The organism is Mesorhizobium sp. M0016 (assembly GCF_040324035.1).
Taxonomy (GTDB): Bacteria; Pseudomonadota; Alphaproteobacteria; order Rhizobiales; family Rhizobiaceae; genus Mesorhizobium.
Map to the genome: position 1 here is coordinate 97050 of NZ_JAMYVM010000014.1, position 14098 is coordinate 111147.

A 14098-nucleotide genomic window follows, 5' to 3' on the forward strand; every position below is an offset into this window, starting at 1 on the left:
ACGGCACCGCCAGCGAACCAATACAAGGAAACCGCGACATGAGCCTGTTTCGTAAAAATCTGATCGATGGCGAGTGGGTGGGCGAGGCCGGCTCGCGCAACATCAATCCCTCGAACACGGGCGATGTCGTTGGCGAATATGCCTCGGCCGGCGCCGAACAGGCAAAGCAGGCCATAGCGGCGGCCAAAGCCGCCTTCCCGGCCTGGTCGCGCTCGGCGCCGCTGGTGCGCCACGCCGTGCTGAAAAAGGCCTCGGACGAGATCATGGCGCGCAAGGACGAGATCGGCCGCGCGCTGTCGCGCGAAGAGGGCAAGACGCTGGCCGAGGGGATTGGCGAGACCATCCGCGCCGCCCAGATCTTCGACTTCTTCGCCGGCGAGACGCTGCGCCTGTCGGGTGAATTGGTGCCCAGCGTGCGCCCGGGCGTCGGCGTCGAGATCACCCGCGAAGCTGTCGGTGTCGTCGGCATCATCACACCGTGGAATTTCCCCGTCGCCATTCCCACCTGGAAGATCGCGCCGGCGCTCGCCCACGGCAACACCATCGTCTTCAAGCCGGCCGAATTGGTGCCGGAGAGCGCCTGGACCATCGTCGACATCTTGCACCGCGCCGGCCTGCCGAAAGGCGTGCTCAATTTGGTCATGGGCAAGGGCTCGGTGGTCGGCCAGGCCATGCTCGACAGCCCCGACCTCAACGCCATCACCTTCACCGGCTCGGTCGGCACCGGCAAACGCGTGGCCGCGGCAAGCGTCGAGCACATGCGCAAGTTCCAGCTCGAAATGGGCGGCAAGAATCCGATGGTCGTGCTCGACGACGCCGACCTCGCCACGGCGGTCGAGTGCGCCATCAACGGCGCCTATTTCTCGACCGGCCAGCGCTGCACGGCCTCGTCGCGCCTGGTGGTGACCGAAGGTATTCACGACCGCTTCGTTGCCGCGCTCAAGGAGCGTCTGGAAAAACTCATCATCGGCGATGCGCTCGATGCCAAGACCCAGATCGGGCCCGTCGTCGATGCGAGCCAGCTGAAGCAGGACGAGGATTACATCGCTATCGGCAGCCAGGAAGGCGCCAACCTTGCCTTCGGCGGCGAGCGGCTCGATCGCGAAACGCCCGGCTTCTACCTCCGGCCGGCGCTGTTCACCGAGAGCACCAACGCCATGCGCATTTCGCGGGAAGAAATCTTCGGCCCGGTAGCCAACGTCATTCGCGTCAAGGACTATGACGAGGCGCTTGCGGTTGCCAACGACACGCCATTCGGCCTGACCTCCGGGATATGCACCTCTAGCCTCAAGCATGCCACGCATTTCCGGCGCAATTCCGAGGCCGGCATGGTGATGGTCAATCTGCCGACCGCCGGCGTCGATTTCCACGTCCCGTTCGGTGGCCGAAAGGGATCGAGCTACGGCCCGCGCGAGCAGGGCCGCTATGCCGCGGAGTTCTACACCACGGTGAAGACAGCCTATACATTCGCCGGCTGATCGACGGGTGACCCGATGGCAGCGGCGAAAGAGGACCTGACCTGGCTCAACCCGCCGCCGCACCATGCCTTCGGCGATGGCATCGTGCATATGCGCACCGCCGGGGAAACCGACTTCTGGCGCGAAACCTTCTACGGTTTCTGGCGTGACAATGGCCATTTCCTGTATCGGCCGGTCGAGGGTGACTTCAGCGCCGAAGTCACGGTCAAGGGCGACTACAAGGTGCTCTACGACCAGGCCGGGCTGATGCTGCGGCTGAGTGAAACGCACTGGATCAAGGCCGGCATCGAATACACCGACGGGCTGGCTTACATTTCGGTGGTGGTCACCAACGACACCTCGGACTGGTCGCTGCTCAGCATTCCCACCGGCCCCGACGGCGTGCGCATCCGGCTGACCCGCCATGCCGAGGCGATCCGCATCCAATATCTTGATACCACCGATGGCAAGTGGAAGCCGGTGCGGCTGGCTTATTTCCCGATCTCCAAATCCGTCGATGTCGGCATGATGTGCTGCTCGCCGCAGCGCGAAGGGTTTGAGGTAACATTCTCCGGCTTTACTGTCGGCCCGCCGATTTCCAGGCAACTGCACGACTGACGCAATATCGATGGCGGACTAACCGTCTGCCCGATGCTGGAAGAACTGCAAAAACAGCTCCCGTTCGGTGGTTATGTCGAGCTTCTCGTAGATGCGGCGGCGGTGGTTCTTCACCGTGCCGACGGCGATGCCGAGCCGTTCCGCGATGTTGGCGGTCGGATGTCCCGCCAGGATCAACTGCACCAATTCCCGCTCGCGCAGCGACAGCTCCGGCCACAGGCTCGCCGGGATGGTCGGCTCCTGCCGGGGCGAGGCGCCGGGGCCGGTCGGCGCCGATGTGCGGGAGAACTCGGTGCCGCGCGCCTTGATGTCGAGCGCATGCAAGGCCTCGAACACCGGCAGCCGCTCGTCCAGCAGGGCGATCTCGCTCTCCTTGAAGGTGGAGGTCGAGCGGTCGAGGAAGATGCCGAGGCACCAGTCGCCGCCATCGGCCAGCATGATGCCGACCTCATCGCAGATTTCCGACTGCGCCAGGAAGCCGGCTATGTATTGGCCGCGCTTGGCCTCGTCATCGGCAAGCCGCTTCAGCGGCAGGATGCCCAGCCTCTGCTCACGCCGCCACGAAGCATAGAACGGGTCGAAGACGTAGTAATTGTCGAGATAGCGCCGGACCATCTCGTCGGAGAAGCGCCGGTGCTTGATGAATTCCGGCGTCTGCGTCGCCGAATATCGGGTCACGGTGACGAGATCGTGCTCGATGTCGGCGCCGATCAGGTCAATCAGGCAGTCGACATGCCTGTCCGTACCGGTGGCGGCAATCGCCCTGGCGAGCGGCCCCCAGATATTGCCCATGCGCATGCCCTTTTCTCGGCGATCCCGGTCCGGCGGACATTGTGTCTTTTGGCATATGGCGCAAGGCCGCCCAAGGAATCTAGCTTGAGCCATCCTACAGCAATCCTGAGGCGACCGTGACCCAACCCAACCTCACCAGCCCCATCGTCGGCAATCCAATCGTCATCGGCATCGACGCCGGCGGCACCATGACCGACACGATCCTTGTCGACCAGGACGGCCACTTCAAGATCGGCAAGTCGGCAACCACGCCGAAGAACGAGGCCGAAGGCTTCCTCGCATCGGCCGAAGACGCGGCCGACGCCTGGGGCATCTCGCTGGAGCAGCTGTTCTCCGGCGTCAACGTCGTGCTCTATTCCGGCACCGGCATGCTCAACACACTGTTGTCGCGCACCGGGCGCCGGCTTGGCCTGATCACCACCAAGGGTCTGGAAGACATGATCCTGATGGGTCGCGGCCTGCAGGCCTGGGCCGACTATTCCTATGCCGACCGGCTGCATGCGGTGACCCACCATCATCCCGATCCGCTGGTGCCGCGTCGTCGCACCCATGGCGTCACCGAGCGCATCGACCAGTTCGGCGACATCGTGCTGCCGCTCTACGAGCATGAAGTCGCGATTGCGGCCAGGAAGCTGATTGCCGACAAGGTCGAGGCGATCTGCATCATGACCATCTTCTCGCACGTCAATCCGGTGCACGAAAAGCGCATCGCCGAGATATGCCGCGAGGAGGTGCTGAAAGCCGGCGCCGACATCCTCATCTACACCAGCCACGAGGTCCGCCCGGTCATCCGCGAACAGTCGCGGCTGAACTCGGTGCTGATCGAAGCCTACGCGACGTCGCGCGGCCGCAAGCAGCTTAGGGGTATCGAGGACGTTTCGAAAAAATACGGCTTCAAATACGGCGTGCAGACGCTGCTGTCCTTTGGCGGCCTGACCTCAATCAACCATCCGCGCCTGCACGAAACCATGATTTCCGGCCCGATCGGCGGTATTCTCGGCGCGGCCTATGTCGGCAAGCTCATCGGCAACGACTCCCTGATCTGCTCGGACATGGGCGGCACCTCCTTCGACATGGGCGTCATCTCGCGCGGCCAGACGCGGATCGAGAACGAGCCGCTGATGGACCGTTTCAAGCTCAACGTGCCGACGCTGCATCTCGACACGATCGGCGCCGGCGCCGGCATGATCCTCAAGGTCGACCCGCTGACCAAGAAAGTCTCGCTCGGGCCGGAAAGCGCCGGCTCCGACCCCGGCCCCATCTGCTTCGCCAAGGGCGGCACTGAACCCACCATCGCCGATTGCGACGCCATACTAGGCCGCCTCAACCCGTATTATTTCCTCGGCGGCAAGGTCGTCTTGCAGGTCGAGAAGGCGCGCAAAGCGTTTGAGGAAAAATGCTCCAGCATCCTTGGCGTCGGTGTCGAGGAGGCTGCCGAAGGCATGATCGACATGCTGGAAGACGATGCCAACAACGCGCTGCGCCGGGTCATCTCCGGCCAGGGCATCCATCCCTCGGAATTCACGCTGCTGTCCTATGGCGGCTCGGGTCCGCTGCATCTTGCCGGCTGCTCCAGGGGCATCGGCTTCAAGGACATCATCACCTTCCAGTTTGCCGCCGCCTTCTCGGCCTTCGGCTGCACCACCGCCGATTTCATGCGTCGGCATTCGGTCTCGACGCAGCACGACATCGGCGCCCGCGCAAGCGATGACGAGCTGCTCGCTTTCGGCAAGAAGGTCACCGACGTCTGGAATGATCTCACCAAGGCGGCGGTCGACGAGATGATCAGCGACGGCCATATCAGAGACAAGATCAAGACCGTGCCGTTCCTGATGATGCGCTACACCGGCCAGCTCGAGGATGTCGAGGTCATGGCACCGCTTGCCGAGGTCAATTCGGCTGACGACATGCGTAGGGTCATCGACGAGTTCGAGGCGGTCTACGCCAAGGTCAACCATCGCGTTTCGCGCTATGGCGAAGCCGGCTTCACCATCACCGAGCTCGGATTGATCGCCACCGCCGACAAGGTCAAGCCGGTGCTCTTGAAGCGCCGGCTCGGCAAGTCGGCCCCGGCAGCAGCGCACAAGGGCGCGCGCGAGGCCTATATCGGGGGACGCTGGCACAAGGCCAATCTCTACGAGATGGACCTACTGCAGCCCGGCCATGAGGTGATCGGTCCGGCCATCATCGAACATCCCGCCACCACGCTCGTTGTTCACCCGCAGGACCGTGTCCACGTCGATGAGTGGACGCTGCTGCATTACACCCATTCTTGAAAGGGCACCGCCATGTTGGACAAACCTGCCTCGGCTCTGCGCCTTCGCGAACGGCTGCTCGATTCAGAACGGCTGATGGAACAGACCGGCTGCTATGACGGCATCACCGAGCTCACGCTACGCAACCAGGACCCGCTGAAATTCGAGACGCTGCACACCAAGCTGCGCGCCTATTGCGTCTCGGCCCGCGAAATGGCCCGCCGCATCTCGGCCTCGCCCGGCGTGCGCGAAGTCGGCGAAATGGTGGTGGCGATCTATACGCCCGAGGGCGATGCGATCGCGCTGTCCAACGGCATCATGGTCCACGTCCACACGATGAGCCGCTTCATCAAATGGATGATCAAGAACAATTACGAGGAAAACCCGAAGATCCGCGAAGGCGACATCTTCGCCAACAACGATGCCTTCATCGGCACCGTGCAGGTGCCCGACGTCATGGACGTGGTGCCGATCTTCCATGAAGGCACGCTGGTCGGCTGGGCCGGTGCGGTCTGCCACGAGCTCGAAGCCGGCGGCATCACGCCCGGCGGCGACGTCTGCCTGGCGCAGGAGCGCTTCACCGAAGGCCTGTTCGTCTGCGCCGAAAAGATCGGCGAGAATGACGAGATCCGCCGCGACTACGTCATCCGCTGCGAGCGCAATCTGCGCATGCCGATCTACTGGGTGCTCGACGAGAAGGCCAAGGTCGCCTCCTGCATCGACATGCGCGAAAGCGTCAAGCAGCTGATCTCCGAGATCGGCCTCGACTACTGGATGAAGGTGTCGAAGGAGTTCATCGAGGAGGGCCGTCGCGCCCAGCTCGCCCGCACCTGCCAGCTCACCGTGCCCGGCATCTATCGCGGCCACACCTTCTACGGCCATGTCACGGCGGGCAAGCCCGGCTTCCAGCTGCTTGGCGATCCCGACTGGCTCTACAACATCCCGATCGAGATGGAGATCACCACCGACGGCAAGATCACCATGGACTTCGAGGGCACGCAGCCCTGGGGCTACCATTCGATGAACTGCACGCCGGCCGGCATGGATGGAGGCATGTTCGTCACCTTGACCCAGCACATGAACTTCGAAGGCCTGGTCAATGACGGCGCCTGGATGGCGACCGAGCTGAAGCTGCCGCACGGCACCTGGACCAACCCCGACAATGAGATGGTGGCGACCGCCACATCCTGGGCGCTGCTGCTGCCGGCCTATGGCGTGTTCCAACGCCTTTTGTCGCGCGGCTTCGTCGCGCGCGGCTTCGTCGAGGAAGCCTTCGTCGGCCAGGTCAACAGCCCGATGATCGAGATGGGCGGCGAAAGCCAGTACGGTACGCCGTTCGGCATGGCGCATTTCGAATGCGCCGCCGCCGGCTCCGGCGCGCTGGCCATCGCCGATGGCCTCGACACCGCCTATGTCGGCTGGAATCCGGAATCCGACATGGGCAACATCGAGGTCTGGGAACAATCGATGCCGATGGTCTATATCGGCCGCTCGATCGTCCCCAATTCGGGCGGCGCCGGCAAATATCGCGGCGGCTGTTCCTTCGTCTCGACCTGGCTGATCAACAAGACCTCGCACCTGCGACTGCACACTTCGGAACACTCCTCGCGGGTATTCGACAATGGCGGCATGTGCGGCGGTTATCCCGCGCCGACCTGCCAGAAGCATCGCGCGGTGCGCAACTCCAACATCCACGAACTGGCGGCAAAAGGCGAACCGCTCGCGCATGCCCCAGGTATCGATCCGCATGTCTCCGACTACGAGAAGAACATCGGCGGCGACCATGCCGTGGTCGAAGGCCCCTACATCACCTCGCCGCACAAGTCGGGGGACATCTTCAGCCATTCCTACAATGGTGGCGGCGGCTACGGCGACGTGCTGGAGCGCGATCCGGTCAAGACCGCCTGGGATGTCGAGAACGGTTTTCTCACCCGCCAGGCGGCGATCCAGATTTTCGGCATCGTGCTGAAGGACGACGCCGAGGGTTATCCGGTTGCCGATATCGACGCCACCGTCGAACGTCGTGCCGCCATGCGCAGAGAGCGTCTGGCCAAGGCGATCCCGGTTTCGGACTGGATCGCTGCCGAACGCGGCCGTGTCGAGAAGGCCGACTTCGCGCCCGAGGTGAAGAAAATGTATGCCAGCGCGATCAAGCTATCGTCGCGCTTCACCAGGGATTTCAGTGATTTCTGGACCGTCGACGCCAGATCGATCTTCATGCCGGGAGCAAAGGCATGACCTCATACAGCAAGGAAGTCCTCGGCGATCTCTCAGCCGGCAAGCTGCCCTGGCCGCAGACAAAGCGCATCATGAGCGCCTACAAGGACGACGACCGCTTCTTCAAGATGCTCGCCGTCTATCAGGACCGTGTCGCATGGAAGGACCCGATCCTGCTGCCGGTCTCGGATCACCTCTTCATCTGCCAAAGCGGCGATGAACGGATCACCCGCTGCGAATGCGGCCACTCCTTCGGCGACTACCGCAAGAACTGGAAGCTCAAGGCTGCGATCAACGTGCGAAACACCGAGGAAGCGCTGCGCGAGATCTATCCCAACAGCGATATCCCCGATCCGCAATGGATGGAAATTCGCGAATTCATCTGTCCACAATGCGGCACCATGCACGAAGTGGAAGCGGCGGCGCCGGGCTACCCGATCGTCCATGATTTCGAGCCAGATCTCGAAGGCTTCTACCGCGAGTGGCTGGGCAAACCGCTTTAGCGAAACTCGATGTTACGGCCGCGTTGCCGGCAAGGTAGCGCTCCTAGCCGGCGACGGACTATGAATAAACGCATCGTACGTCGCATCGGAGACTGCCCACCATGACAGACCTTTCCGGCCGCAGCGCCATCGTCACCGGCGGGTTTTCCGGCATGGGTTTCGCCATTGCTACGGCCCTGGCGCAAGCCGGCGCCAATGTCGCCGTCGGCTCCTACATCGCGCCCGCCGGCGCCGACAGATCCGACGCCGCCTACTATCCCGGCGCCGATGAACTCGAGCGCGTGCGGTTGGCCCTGTCGGCACACGGCACCAGGGTTTGTGCCGCCCATCTCGATGTCCGCGACAGCGAGGTGACCAACCGGTTTGCAGCCGACGCGCAGGCCGCCATCGGCCCGGCCGACATACTGGTCAATGCCGCGGGCACCACCGCCGAACAGCCGGTCTGCGGCCATTCCGACGCGCTGTGGGACAAGATCGTCGACACCAATCTCAGCGGAGCGTTCCGCGTCACCCGAGCTGTGCTGCCCGGCATGATCGAGCGCGGCTGGGGCCGTATCGTCAACATCGGCTCGACGGCGGCTTCCGTCGGCTGGAAGGACAACCCGGCCTACTGCGCCTCGAAGGCCGGGCTGCTCGGCCTTACCCGCTGTGTAGCGCTGGAAGGCGCCGCGCACGGTGTCACTTGCGTCATGATCAGCCCGACCTGGGTCGAGACCGAACTGATGCGCCGCAACGTGGCGCAGGTCGTCGAGCGTGAGGGCAAGGGCAGAACCGCCGAGGAAGCGATGGCCGAGATCGCCAAGGGCAATCCCCAGCAGCGCATGCTGCAGCCGCAGGAAATCGCGGCTCTAGCCGTGTTCCTGTGCTCGGATCTGGCCAAGGGCATCACCATGGAAAACATCCAGATCACCGGCGGAGCGCTGTGGTAGCGGCCACAGTTTGAATTTTCGAACGAGCGAGCCGCATTAACGCCATTTGTCGGTTGCATGGTCGTTTTGGCCCTGCCTGCGGCAACTTTACCCCTCGCGGCAAATTTACCATTGAGTGACAGGCGATAGAGGTTATATTGTGCACTGCACAATGGATGCCCGCTGATCGGGGTCCGGCAAGGGCAGGTTCCGGCGATCGCGCATGACGCAGAAAAGCCGACCATGGGCGCTTCAGCCCAGCCGAAAGGCGGCAGCATGAGAAATCCGGTACGGATATGAAGATCCCGAAATCCATTCTGATCGATCCGGACAACAACAAGGCCTATGCCGCCTTCGCCGTTGCGGTGTCGGTCTTTGCCTTCGCCTACTCCACCAATTTCGGCCAGATCCTGATCCTCGCCTACTATCTGGTATGGCTGCCGCTGCTGTTCGTCGATTACCGGCGTTTCGCCCGCGATCTCTCCAGCGCCTGGCTGCCGCTGCTGTTTGCGGCCTATGTCTGCCTGTCGCTGTTCTGGTCGCAAGCGGCCGGCACCAGCGCGCGGGCGGGGCTGCAATATTTCTCCCACATGCTGTGCGCCTACATCGCGGCGCGCACCATCAGCACGCGCACGCTGGTGCTGGGCTCGCTGATCGGCATCTTCATCGTGCTGCTGTATTCGCTGAAGGTTGGCGCCTATGCGCTCGACACTATCGACGGCACCACCAATTTCGTCGGCGCCTTCGGCTCCAAGAACCAGATCGGCTTCTTCGCCTCGCTCGGCATCTTCTTCTGCTTCGCTTTTCTGGCCTTCTACCGGCGCAACTGGATGAGCTTCGTCTGGACCGCGCCGATCATCCTGCTGTCGGTCTATATGCTGGCGATCGCCCACTCGGCGACGTCGGTCGCTTCGCTTCCGGCGGTGATCGGTGTCGTTGCCTTGCTTGCGATGAGCAAGGTTCTGTCACGCCGCTACCGCCGCGTGCTGTTCGTCGTCGGCGCTACCGCGCTGGTCGGCGGTGTGATGGCTGCGCTGAACCTTGGCCTGCTCGATGTCGTGCTCGGCATCTTCGGCAAGGATTCGACGCTGACCGGCCGCACCTATCTCTGGGAACAGGGCTGGGCCGCCGCGCAGCAGCGTCCGGTGCTCGGTTATGGCTATGCCGCCTACTGGATCCAGGGTTTTGCCGATCCGGAACGGCTCTGGGCCGAGTTCTACATCTCCACCCGCACCGGCTTCCATTTCCACAACACCTATATCGAGACGCTGGTCGAGCTCGGCTTCATCGGCGTGACGATGCTGGCGCTGATCATCCTGCGCTCCTTCTGGGGCCATGTTTCGAAGGTGGTGTTCGGTGACTGGAGCGCCGATTCAGTGGTGCTCGCCGGCGCGGTCGGCATGATGCTGATCCGCTCCTTCTTCGAGGTCGAGATCCTCGGCCCCTATTTCATGGCCTCGTTCATCGTCTATTACGGCCTGTTCAAGCTGCGCCCGGTGCCGCTCGCCAGGGCAAGGCGGGCCTATGTTCCGGTGCCGGACGAGAACACCGCCAACGGCCGCATGCCGGCGCGCGTCTGACTTGCTTATCTCAGGCGACGGCGCGCTTGCGCAGCATCAGCCGCTGCAGGAAGCGGCGCAACGGCTCGTCATAGAGGCGCGTGGCGATGTCGGCGATGACGATGACGGAAACCGCCATGACGATGCCGAACCAGGGATGATGCGCGAACGGGTCGATCGCTGCGGCCTTGCCCGCCCCGGCGATGATCATCAGCAGCGGCGTGTGGATGATGTAGATTGGGTAGGAAATCCGCCCCAGCCAGCCATAGAGGCCTGACAGGCGCGGCGCCGTCGGCGCAATAGTGCCGACCACCACCAGCGCCGGGAAAACAAAGACGACGCAGGCGAGATCGTAGGCGACGCGCGCGCCGCCGACCGGCGCGATGGCAAAGACAACGAGCGTCAGTGCGATCGCGGCCTCTATCCACCAGCCGCGCCGCAGAAAGCCGAGCCCGCTTTGATAGCGTGTCATGGACCGGCAAAGCAGCACGCCCAGGAAGAACGAGAAACAGACGCGTGGCAGGCCGCTGATGATAGTCGATCCGGTCATGCCGAAGTCGAGGGTGCCGGCAATGATAGAGACGACCACCAGCAACACCAGACTGACGGCGATGAGCGTGCTCAGCACGCGTTTCGTCAGCAGGAAGAAGACGGCGACATAGGCTATGTTGACGATCAGCTCGAAGAACAGCGACCACGACGCGGGGTTGAGCGGAAAGATCGTGTGATAGGCATCGCTGACCAGCGGGATGAAGAACATGCCGGTCGTCAGCATGGTGCCGATCTCGGAGATCGGCATGTATTCCGCCGGAATCAGCCGGTTCTTGACGACGAGATAGAAGAAACCGAGCAGCGTGCCGGCGAGGTAGAGCGGGTAGAGGCGTATCAGGCGGATCGCCACGAAGGTGCCGACGCCCATGCCGTTTTCGATCTTGCGGTCATAGGCATGCGCGATGACGAAGCCGCTGAGCAGGAAGAACAGGTCGACGGCCAAATAGCTCGACGGCAGCACCTTGCCGGCGGCCAGGAACGGCGAGAAGTGGTAGAGCATGACGCTGATCGCCGCGACGCCGCGGATGGCATCGAGATTGAGGTAGACGTGGCGCGGTGCGGCGGGCTGCATGGAATGCCTTCAAGCGGTCGAAAAACGGAAGTTCCCGCCCGCACCCTGGCGCGAACGAGCCGAACTGGTTCCTCCCGCCTCCATCGCGCGGGCCTCGCCGAGCGAGCCCGAGCGCTAGAGCAATTCCGGGAAAAGTGGGAAACGGTTTTCCGTCCGGAATTGCTCCAAACAAACAGGTTACTGGCTGGCCGTCGGCGCCAGCTTCACCTTGATGACGTCGCCCGGCAGCACCGGCGTATCTTCCTTGGCGTCGATCTCGCTGGTCTTGCCGTCCGTCACGCGCACCAGCGAATAGATGAGCGCCGGCTCTTCATTGTGGTTTGTGATGGCGGCGGTCGTGGCCGGGTCCGATGCCTGGGCCATCAGGCCCTGTTGCATGTTGACCCTGAGTGCGGCTTCGTTGAGGTCTGCTTCGACCTGCTGCCGGTCGGCGGCAAGTCTCGAGTTCAACGTGTTCTGGGCATCGATGGCATCCTGCGTCGCCTTGCTGACCGACTGCTTGGCGGTGAGGATCGCCGTCTCATAGTCCAGGATCTTGCCCTGCAGATCGGTGACCGACTGTTGCGAGGAAAGCAGGCGTGCGTTGGCGACCAAGCCCTTTTGCGCCAGCGGACCGATACTGTCCGCCTGCTGCTGCGCCAGGTCGACCTGCTTTTGCTGGTTGACGATCTTTTTCTGCAGCGCCTCGATTTCGGACTGCAGGACCCCTTTCAGATCGTCAAGCGCCTGCAGCTTCAGCTTCAACGCTTTCTGGTCGGAGATCAGGATCTGCATTTCGTCGGCGACGATTGTCGCCAGGCGCGGGTCGCCCTCGACTTCCTTAGGCGCCTCGAAACTCTCCTTGCCGGCGAGATCGGCATCGATGCGGGCACGCTTGACGATCAACCGCACGCGCTGGTCGTCATAAATGTCGAAATTGCCCTTGGCGGTGATCAGATCCTTGCCGAGCTGGGTGCCGAAATCGGCGTTGCGCCGGATGCCGCCGGCGATGCTGATCGCCTTGAGCACGGTCAGCTCCGGCACATAGGGAAACTGGCCAGGCGTCTGGATCTCGCCCGAGATGTAGAACGGCCGGAACTGCACCATTTCCACCGAGGCTTCCGGCTTGTCCGACAAGGCAAGCTTGCGCTGCAGGGCGACGCTGATCGCGGTCGCAACCTCCGACGTGGTCTTGCCGGCGGCCGGCAGTTCGCCGACGAACGGCACCGACAAATTGCCGGCTGGACCGACCGAATATTCGCCGTTTACCGCCGACCAGTCACGGAACGTGCCTTCCACCGTCTGCCACTCGGCGACGCGGATGTTGAGCTTGTCCTGCGAGCCGAGCCGGTACTCGTCGGCCATGGCCGGAACCGCGAGCGACAGAGCGAGGCACGTGGCGACGAGCCGTGCCGGCCGCATCGGGCCGGCAAGGCGAAAATACGCTGATATGTCTGTTTTCAACTGAACGTTTCCGATCCGTTTTGGCCCCATCCGCCCGATAGGCCTGCTGCCGAGTGCCTCCTTCGGAACCTGGCAGAATACTATGGCTGCAATGCGAGACCGGCCCATCGCCGAATAGCTTTGGACCGGATTGGCTTCGGGCCGTACCGGCCCGATTGCTGACCAGTTGCGGTCGGTCAGTAGGAACCGCGCGACATCCACACCGCAGGCACGGTCTTGAGGATGATGCGAACGTCTTCGAACAGCGACCAGTTCTCGACATAGTGACGGTCGAACGCGACGCGACTGTCATAGGAGACATCGTTGCGTCCGCTGACCTGCCAGAGCCCGGTCAGGCCCGGCCGCGACTTCAAATAATAGACCGCGGCGCTGCCGTAGATCTCAAGCTCGTCGCGCACCACCGGGCGAGGCCCGACAAGGCTCATGTCGCCCTGCAGGATGTTGATGATCTGCGGCAGCTCGTCGAGGCTGAGCTTGCGCAGAACGGCGCCGACGCGGGTGACGCGCGGATCGTTCTTCAGCTTGCGGGTCGCGATCCATTCGGCGTTGGCTTCCGGATTGGCCGCGAGATAGGCGGCCAGCACACGTTCGCCGTCTTCGACCATGGTGCGGAACTTGAGGCAGGGGAAAATCCGCCCACCGCGTCCGATGCGCTTGTGGCCGTAGAAGATCGAGCCGCCGTCGGAAAGCTTGACCAGAAGGGCCACCATCAGGAACAGCGGGCTAAGCGCCACCAGGCCGACAAGTGAACCGAAAATATCGAAACTGCGCTTCAGCAGCCCGCCGATGGGTGGCGGAAAATCTACGCCGACATGCGAAAATGCCGCATTGGCCGACTTGGCAACGTCCCTCATGCAAAAGCTCCATACGTTGAACGGATGGTTTATGCCACGATACCAAAAAAATGCTGCAGCGCAACACACAATTTCCCATATGGCTGAAATAGTCACGTCAGGAATTGACTAAATAATAAACCCTCCTTGCCCAAATTTTGCCCTTTATGGCGGGTTTGTGACGAATAATTAGCAACCGTAGGAAATGTAATGCATTTTTTCGGCGGGTTTTGGGCAAATCGTCCTTTGCCGCAGAGGGAACGGCTTTAACTGATTTTCGAATCACTGGCTTTGCTAAATTAATCAAGTAAAATACTAATCAACGTTGTAGATTCTACTGTAGTATAAAGCGCATGACGAGTTAGGTCACCACCCCTGCGTGTGCATCGC

Annotated in this window: 11 protein-coding genes; 7 read left to right on the forward strand and 4 right to left on the reverse strand. The window is 62.5% G+C overall.

The window, feature by feature from the left end; all coding sequences use genetic code 11:
* Positions 1–38 precede the first annotated feature (38 nt).
* Positions 39–1478 carry an aldehyde dehydrogenase family protein gene (locus tag NKJ88_RS20405; RefSeq protein ID WP_352445197.1) on the forward strand — a complete coding sequence of 480 codons (1440 nt, stop codon included), beginning with the start codon at positions 39–41 and terminating at the stop codon, positions 1476–1478.
* Positions 1479–1493: 15 nt separating this feature from the next.
* Complete coding sequence (locus NKJ88_RS20410) at positions 1494–2075, forward strand: DUF1349 domain-containing protein (protein ID WP_023816359.1); 582 nt, start codon at positions 1494–1496, stop codon at positions 2073–2075.
* A gap of 18 nt (positions 2076–2093) precedes the next feature.
* Here the strand turns inward: NKJ88_RS20410 and NKJ88_RS20415 are convergent, their stop codons facing one another.
* Entirely contained in the window at positions 2094–2873 is a 780-nt protein-coding gene (locus NKJ88_RS20415; protein WP_023684245.1) for a helix-turn-helix transcriptional regulator, read from the reverse strand.
* A gap of 110 nt (positions 2874–2983) precedes the next feature.
* Here NKJ88_RS20415 and NKJ88_RS20420 point away from each other — a divergent pair, with 110 nt between their 5' ends.
* From NKJ88_RS20420 to NKJ88_RS20440, 5 genes are all read left to right on the forward strand, one after another.
* On the forward strand, positions 2984–5143 hold the full coding sequence (locus tag NKJ88_RS20420; RefSeq protein ID WP_023816358.1) for a hydantoinase/oxoprolinase family protein: 2160 nt from the start codon (positions 2984–2986) through the stop codon (positions 5141–5143).
* Positions 5144–5155: 12 nt separating this feature from the next.
* Positions 5156–7360 carry a hydantoinase B/oxoprolinase family protein gene (locus NKJ88_RS20425; protein ID WP_023816357.1) on the forward strand — a complete coding sequence of 735 codons (2205 nt, stop codon included), beginning with the start codon at positions 5156–5158 and terminating at the stop codon, positions 7358–7360.
* Positions 7357–7842 (forward strand): acetone carboxylase subunit gamma, encoded by a 486-nt coding sequence (locus tag NKJ88_RS20430; RefSeq protein ID WP_023668821.1) that lies wholly within the window; start codon positions 7357–7359, stop codon positions 7840–7842. The genes NKJ88_RS20425 and NKJ88_RS20430 overlap by 4 nt, the downstream gene beginning before the upstream one ends.
* 101 nt (positions 7843–7943) lie before the next feature.
* A complete protein-coding gene (locus NKJ88_RS20435; protein ID WP_023684241.1) occupies positions 7944–8771 on the forward strand; it encodes an SDR family NAD(P)-dependent oxidoreductase in 828 nt (275 codons plus the stop codon).
* Positions 8772–9046: 275 nt separating this feature from the next.
* Positions 9047–10330 carry an O-antigen ligase family protein gene (locus NKJ88_RS20440; protein ID WP_023689977.1) on the forward strand — a complete coding sequence of 428 codons (1284 nt, stop codon included), beginning with the start codon at positions 9047–9049 and terminating at the stop codon, positions 10328–10330.
* A gap of 10 nt (positions 10331–10340) precedes the next feature.
* Here the strand turns inward: NKJ88_RS20440 and NKJ88_RS20445 are convergent, their stop codons facing one another.
* The 3 genes from NKJ88_RS20445 to NKJ88_RS20455 all read right to left on the reverse strand — a co-directional run bounded on the left by NKJ88_RS20445 (position 10341) and on the right by NKJ88_RS20455 (position 13729).
* Positions 10341–11432 carry an acyltransferase family protein gene (locus tag NKJ88_RS20445; RefSeq protein ID WP_023711268.1) on the reverse strand — a complete coding sequence of 364 codons (1092 nt, stop codon included), beginning with the start codon at positions 11430–11432 and terminating at the stop codon, positions 10341–10343.
* A 177-nt stretch (positions 11433–11609) separates the two neighbouring features.
* Complete coding sequence (locus NKJ88_RS20450) at positions 11610–12833, reverse strand: polysaccharide biosynthesis/export family protein (protein ID WP_032894632.1); 1224 nt, start codon at positions 12831–12833, stop codon at positions 11610–11612.
* Between the two features lie 218 nt (positions 12834–13051).
* Complete coding sequence (locus tag NKJ88_RS20455; protein WP_023668816.1) at positions 13052–13729, reverse strand: sugar transferase; 678 nt, start codon at positions 13727–13729, stop codon at positions 13052–13054.
* Between the last annotated feature and the right edge of the window lie 369 nt (positions 13730–14098).

Coding starts and splice junctions, on each gene's coding strand:
- NKJ88_RS20405 (WP_352445197.1), top strand. CDS start 39: ATGAGCCTGTTTCGTAAAAATCTGATCGATGGCGAGTGGGTGGGCGAG.
- NKJ88_RS20410 (WP_023816359.1), top strand. CDS start 1,494: ATGGCAGCGGCGAAAGAGGACCTGACCTGGCTCAACCCGCCGCCGCAC.
- NKJ88_RS20415 (WP_023684245.1), bottom strand. CDS start 2,873: ATGCGCATGGGCAATATCTGGGGGCCGCTCGCCAGGGCGATTGCCGCC.
- NKJ88_RS20425 (WP_023816357.1), top strand. CDS start 5,156: ATGTTGGACAAACCTGCCTCGGCTCTGCGCCTTCGCGAACGGCTGCTC.
- NKJ88_RS20430 (WP_023668821.1), top strand. CDS start 7,357: ATGACCTCATACAGCAAGGAAGTCCTCGGCGATCTCTCAGCCGGCAAG.
- NKJ88_RS20435 (WP_023684241.1), top strand. CDS start 7,944: ATGACAGACCTTTCCGGCCGCAGCGCCATCGTCACCGGCGGGTTTTCC.
- NKJ88_RS20440 (WP_023689977.1), top strand. CDS start 9,047: ATGAAGATCCCGAAATCCATTCTGATCGATCCGGACAACAACAAGGCC.
- NKJ88_RS20445 (WP_023711268.1), bottom strand. CDS start 11,432: ATGCAGCCCGCCGCACCGCGCCACGTCTACCTCAATCTCGATGCCATC.
- NKJ88_RS20450 (WP_032894632.1), bottom strand. CDS start 12,833: ATGCGGCCGGCACGGCTCGTCGCCACGTGCCTCGCTCTGTCGCTCGCG.
- NKJ88_RS20455 (WP_023668816.1), bottom strand. CDS start 13,729: ATGAGGGACGTTGCCAAGTCGGCCAATGCGGCATTTTCGCATGTCGGC.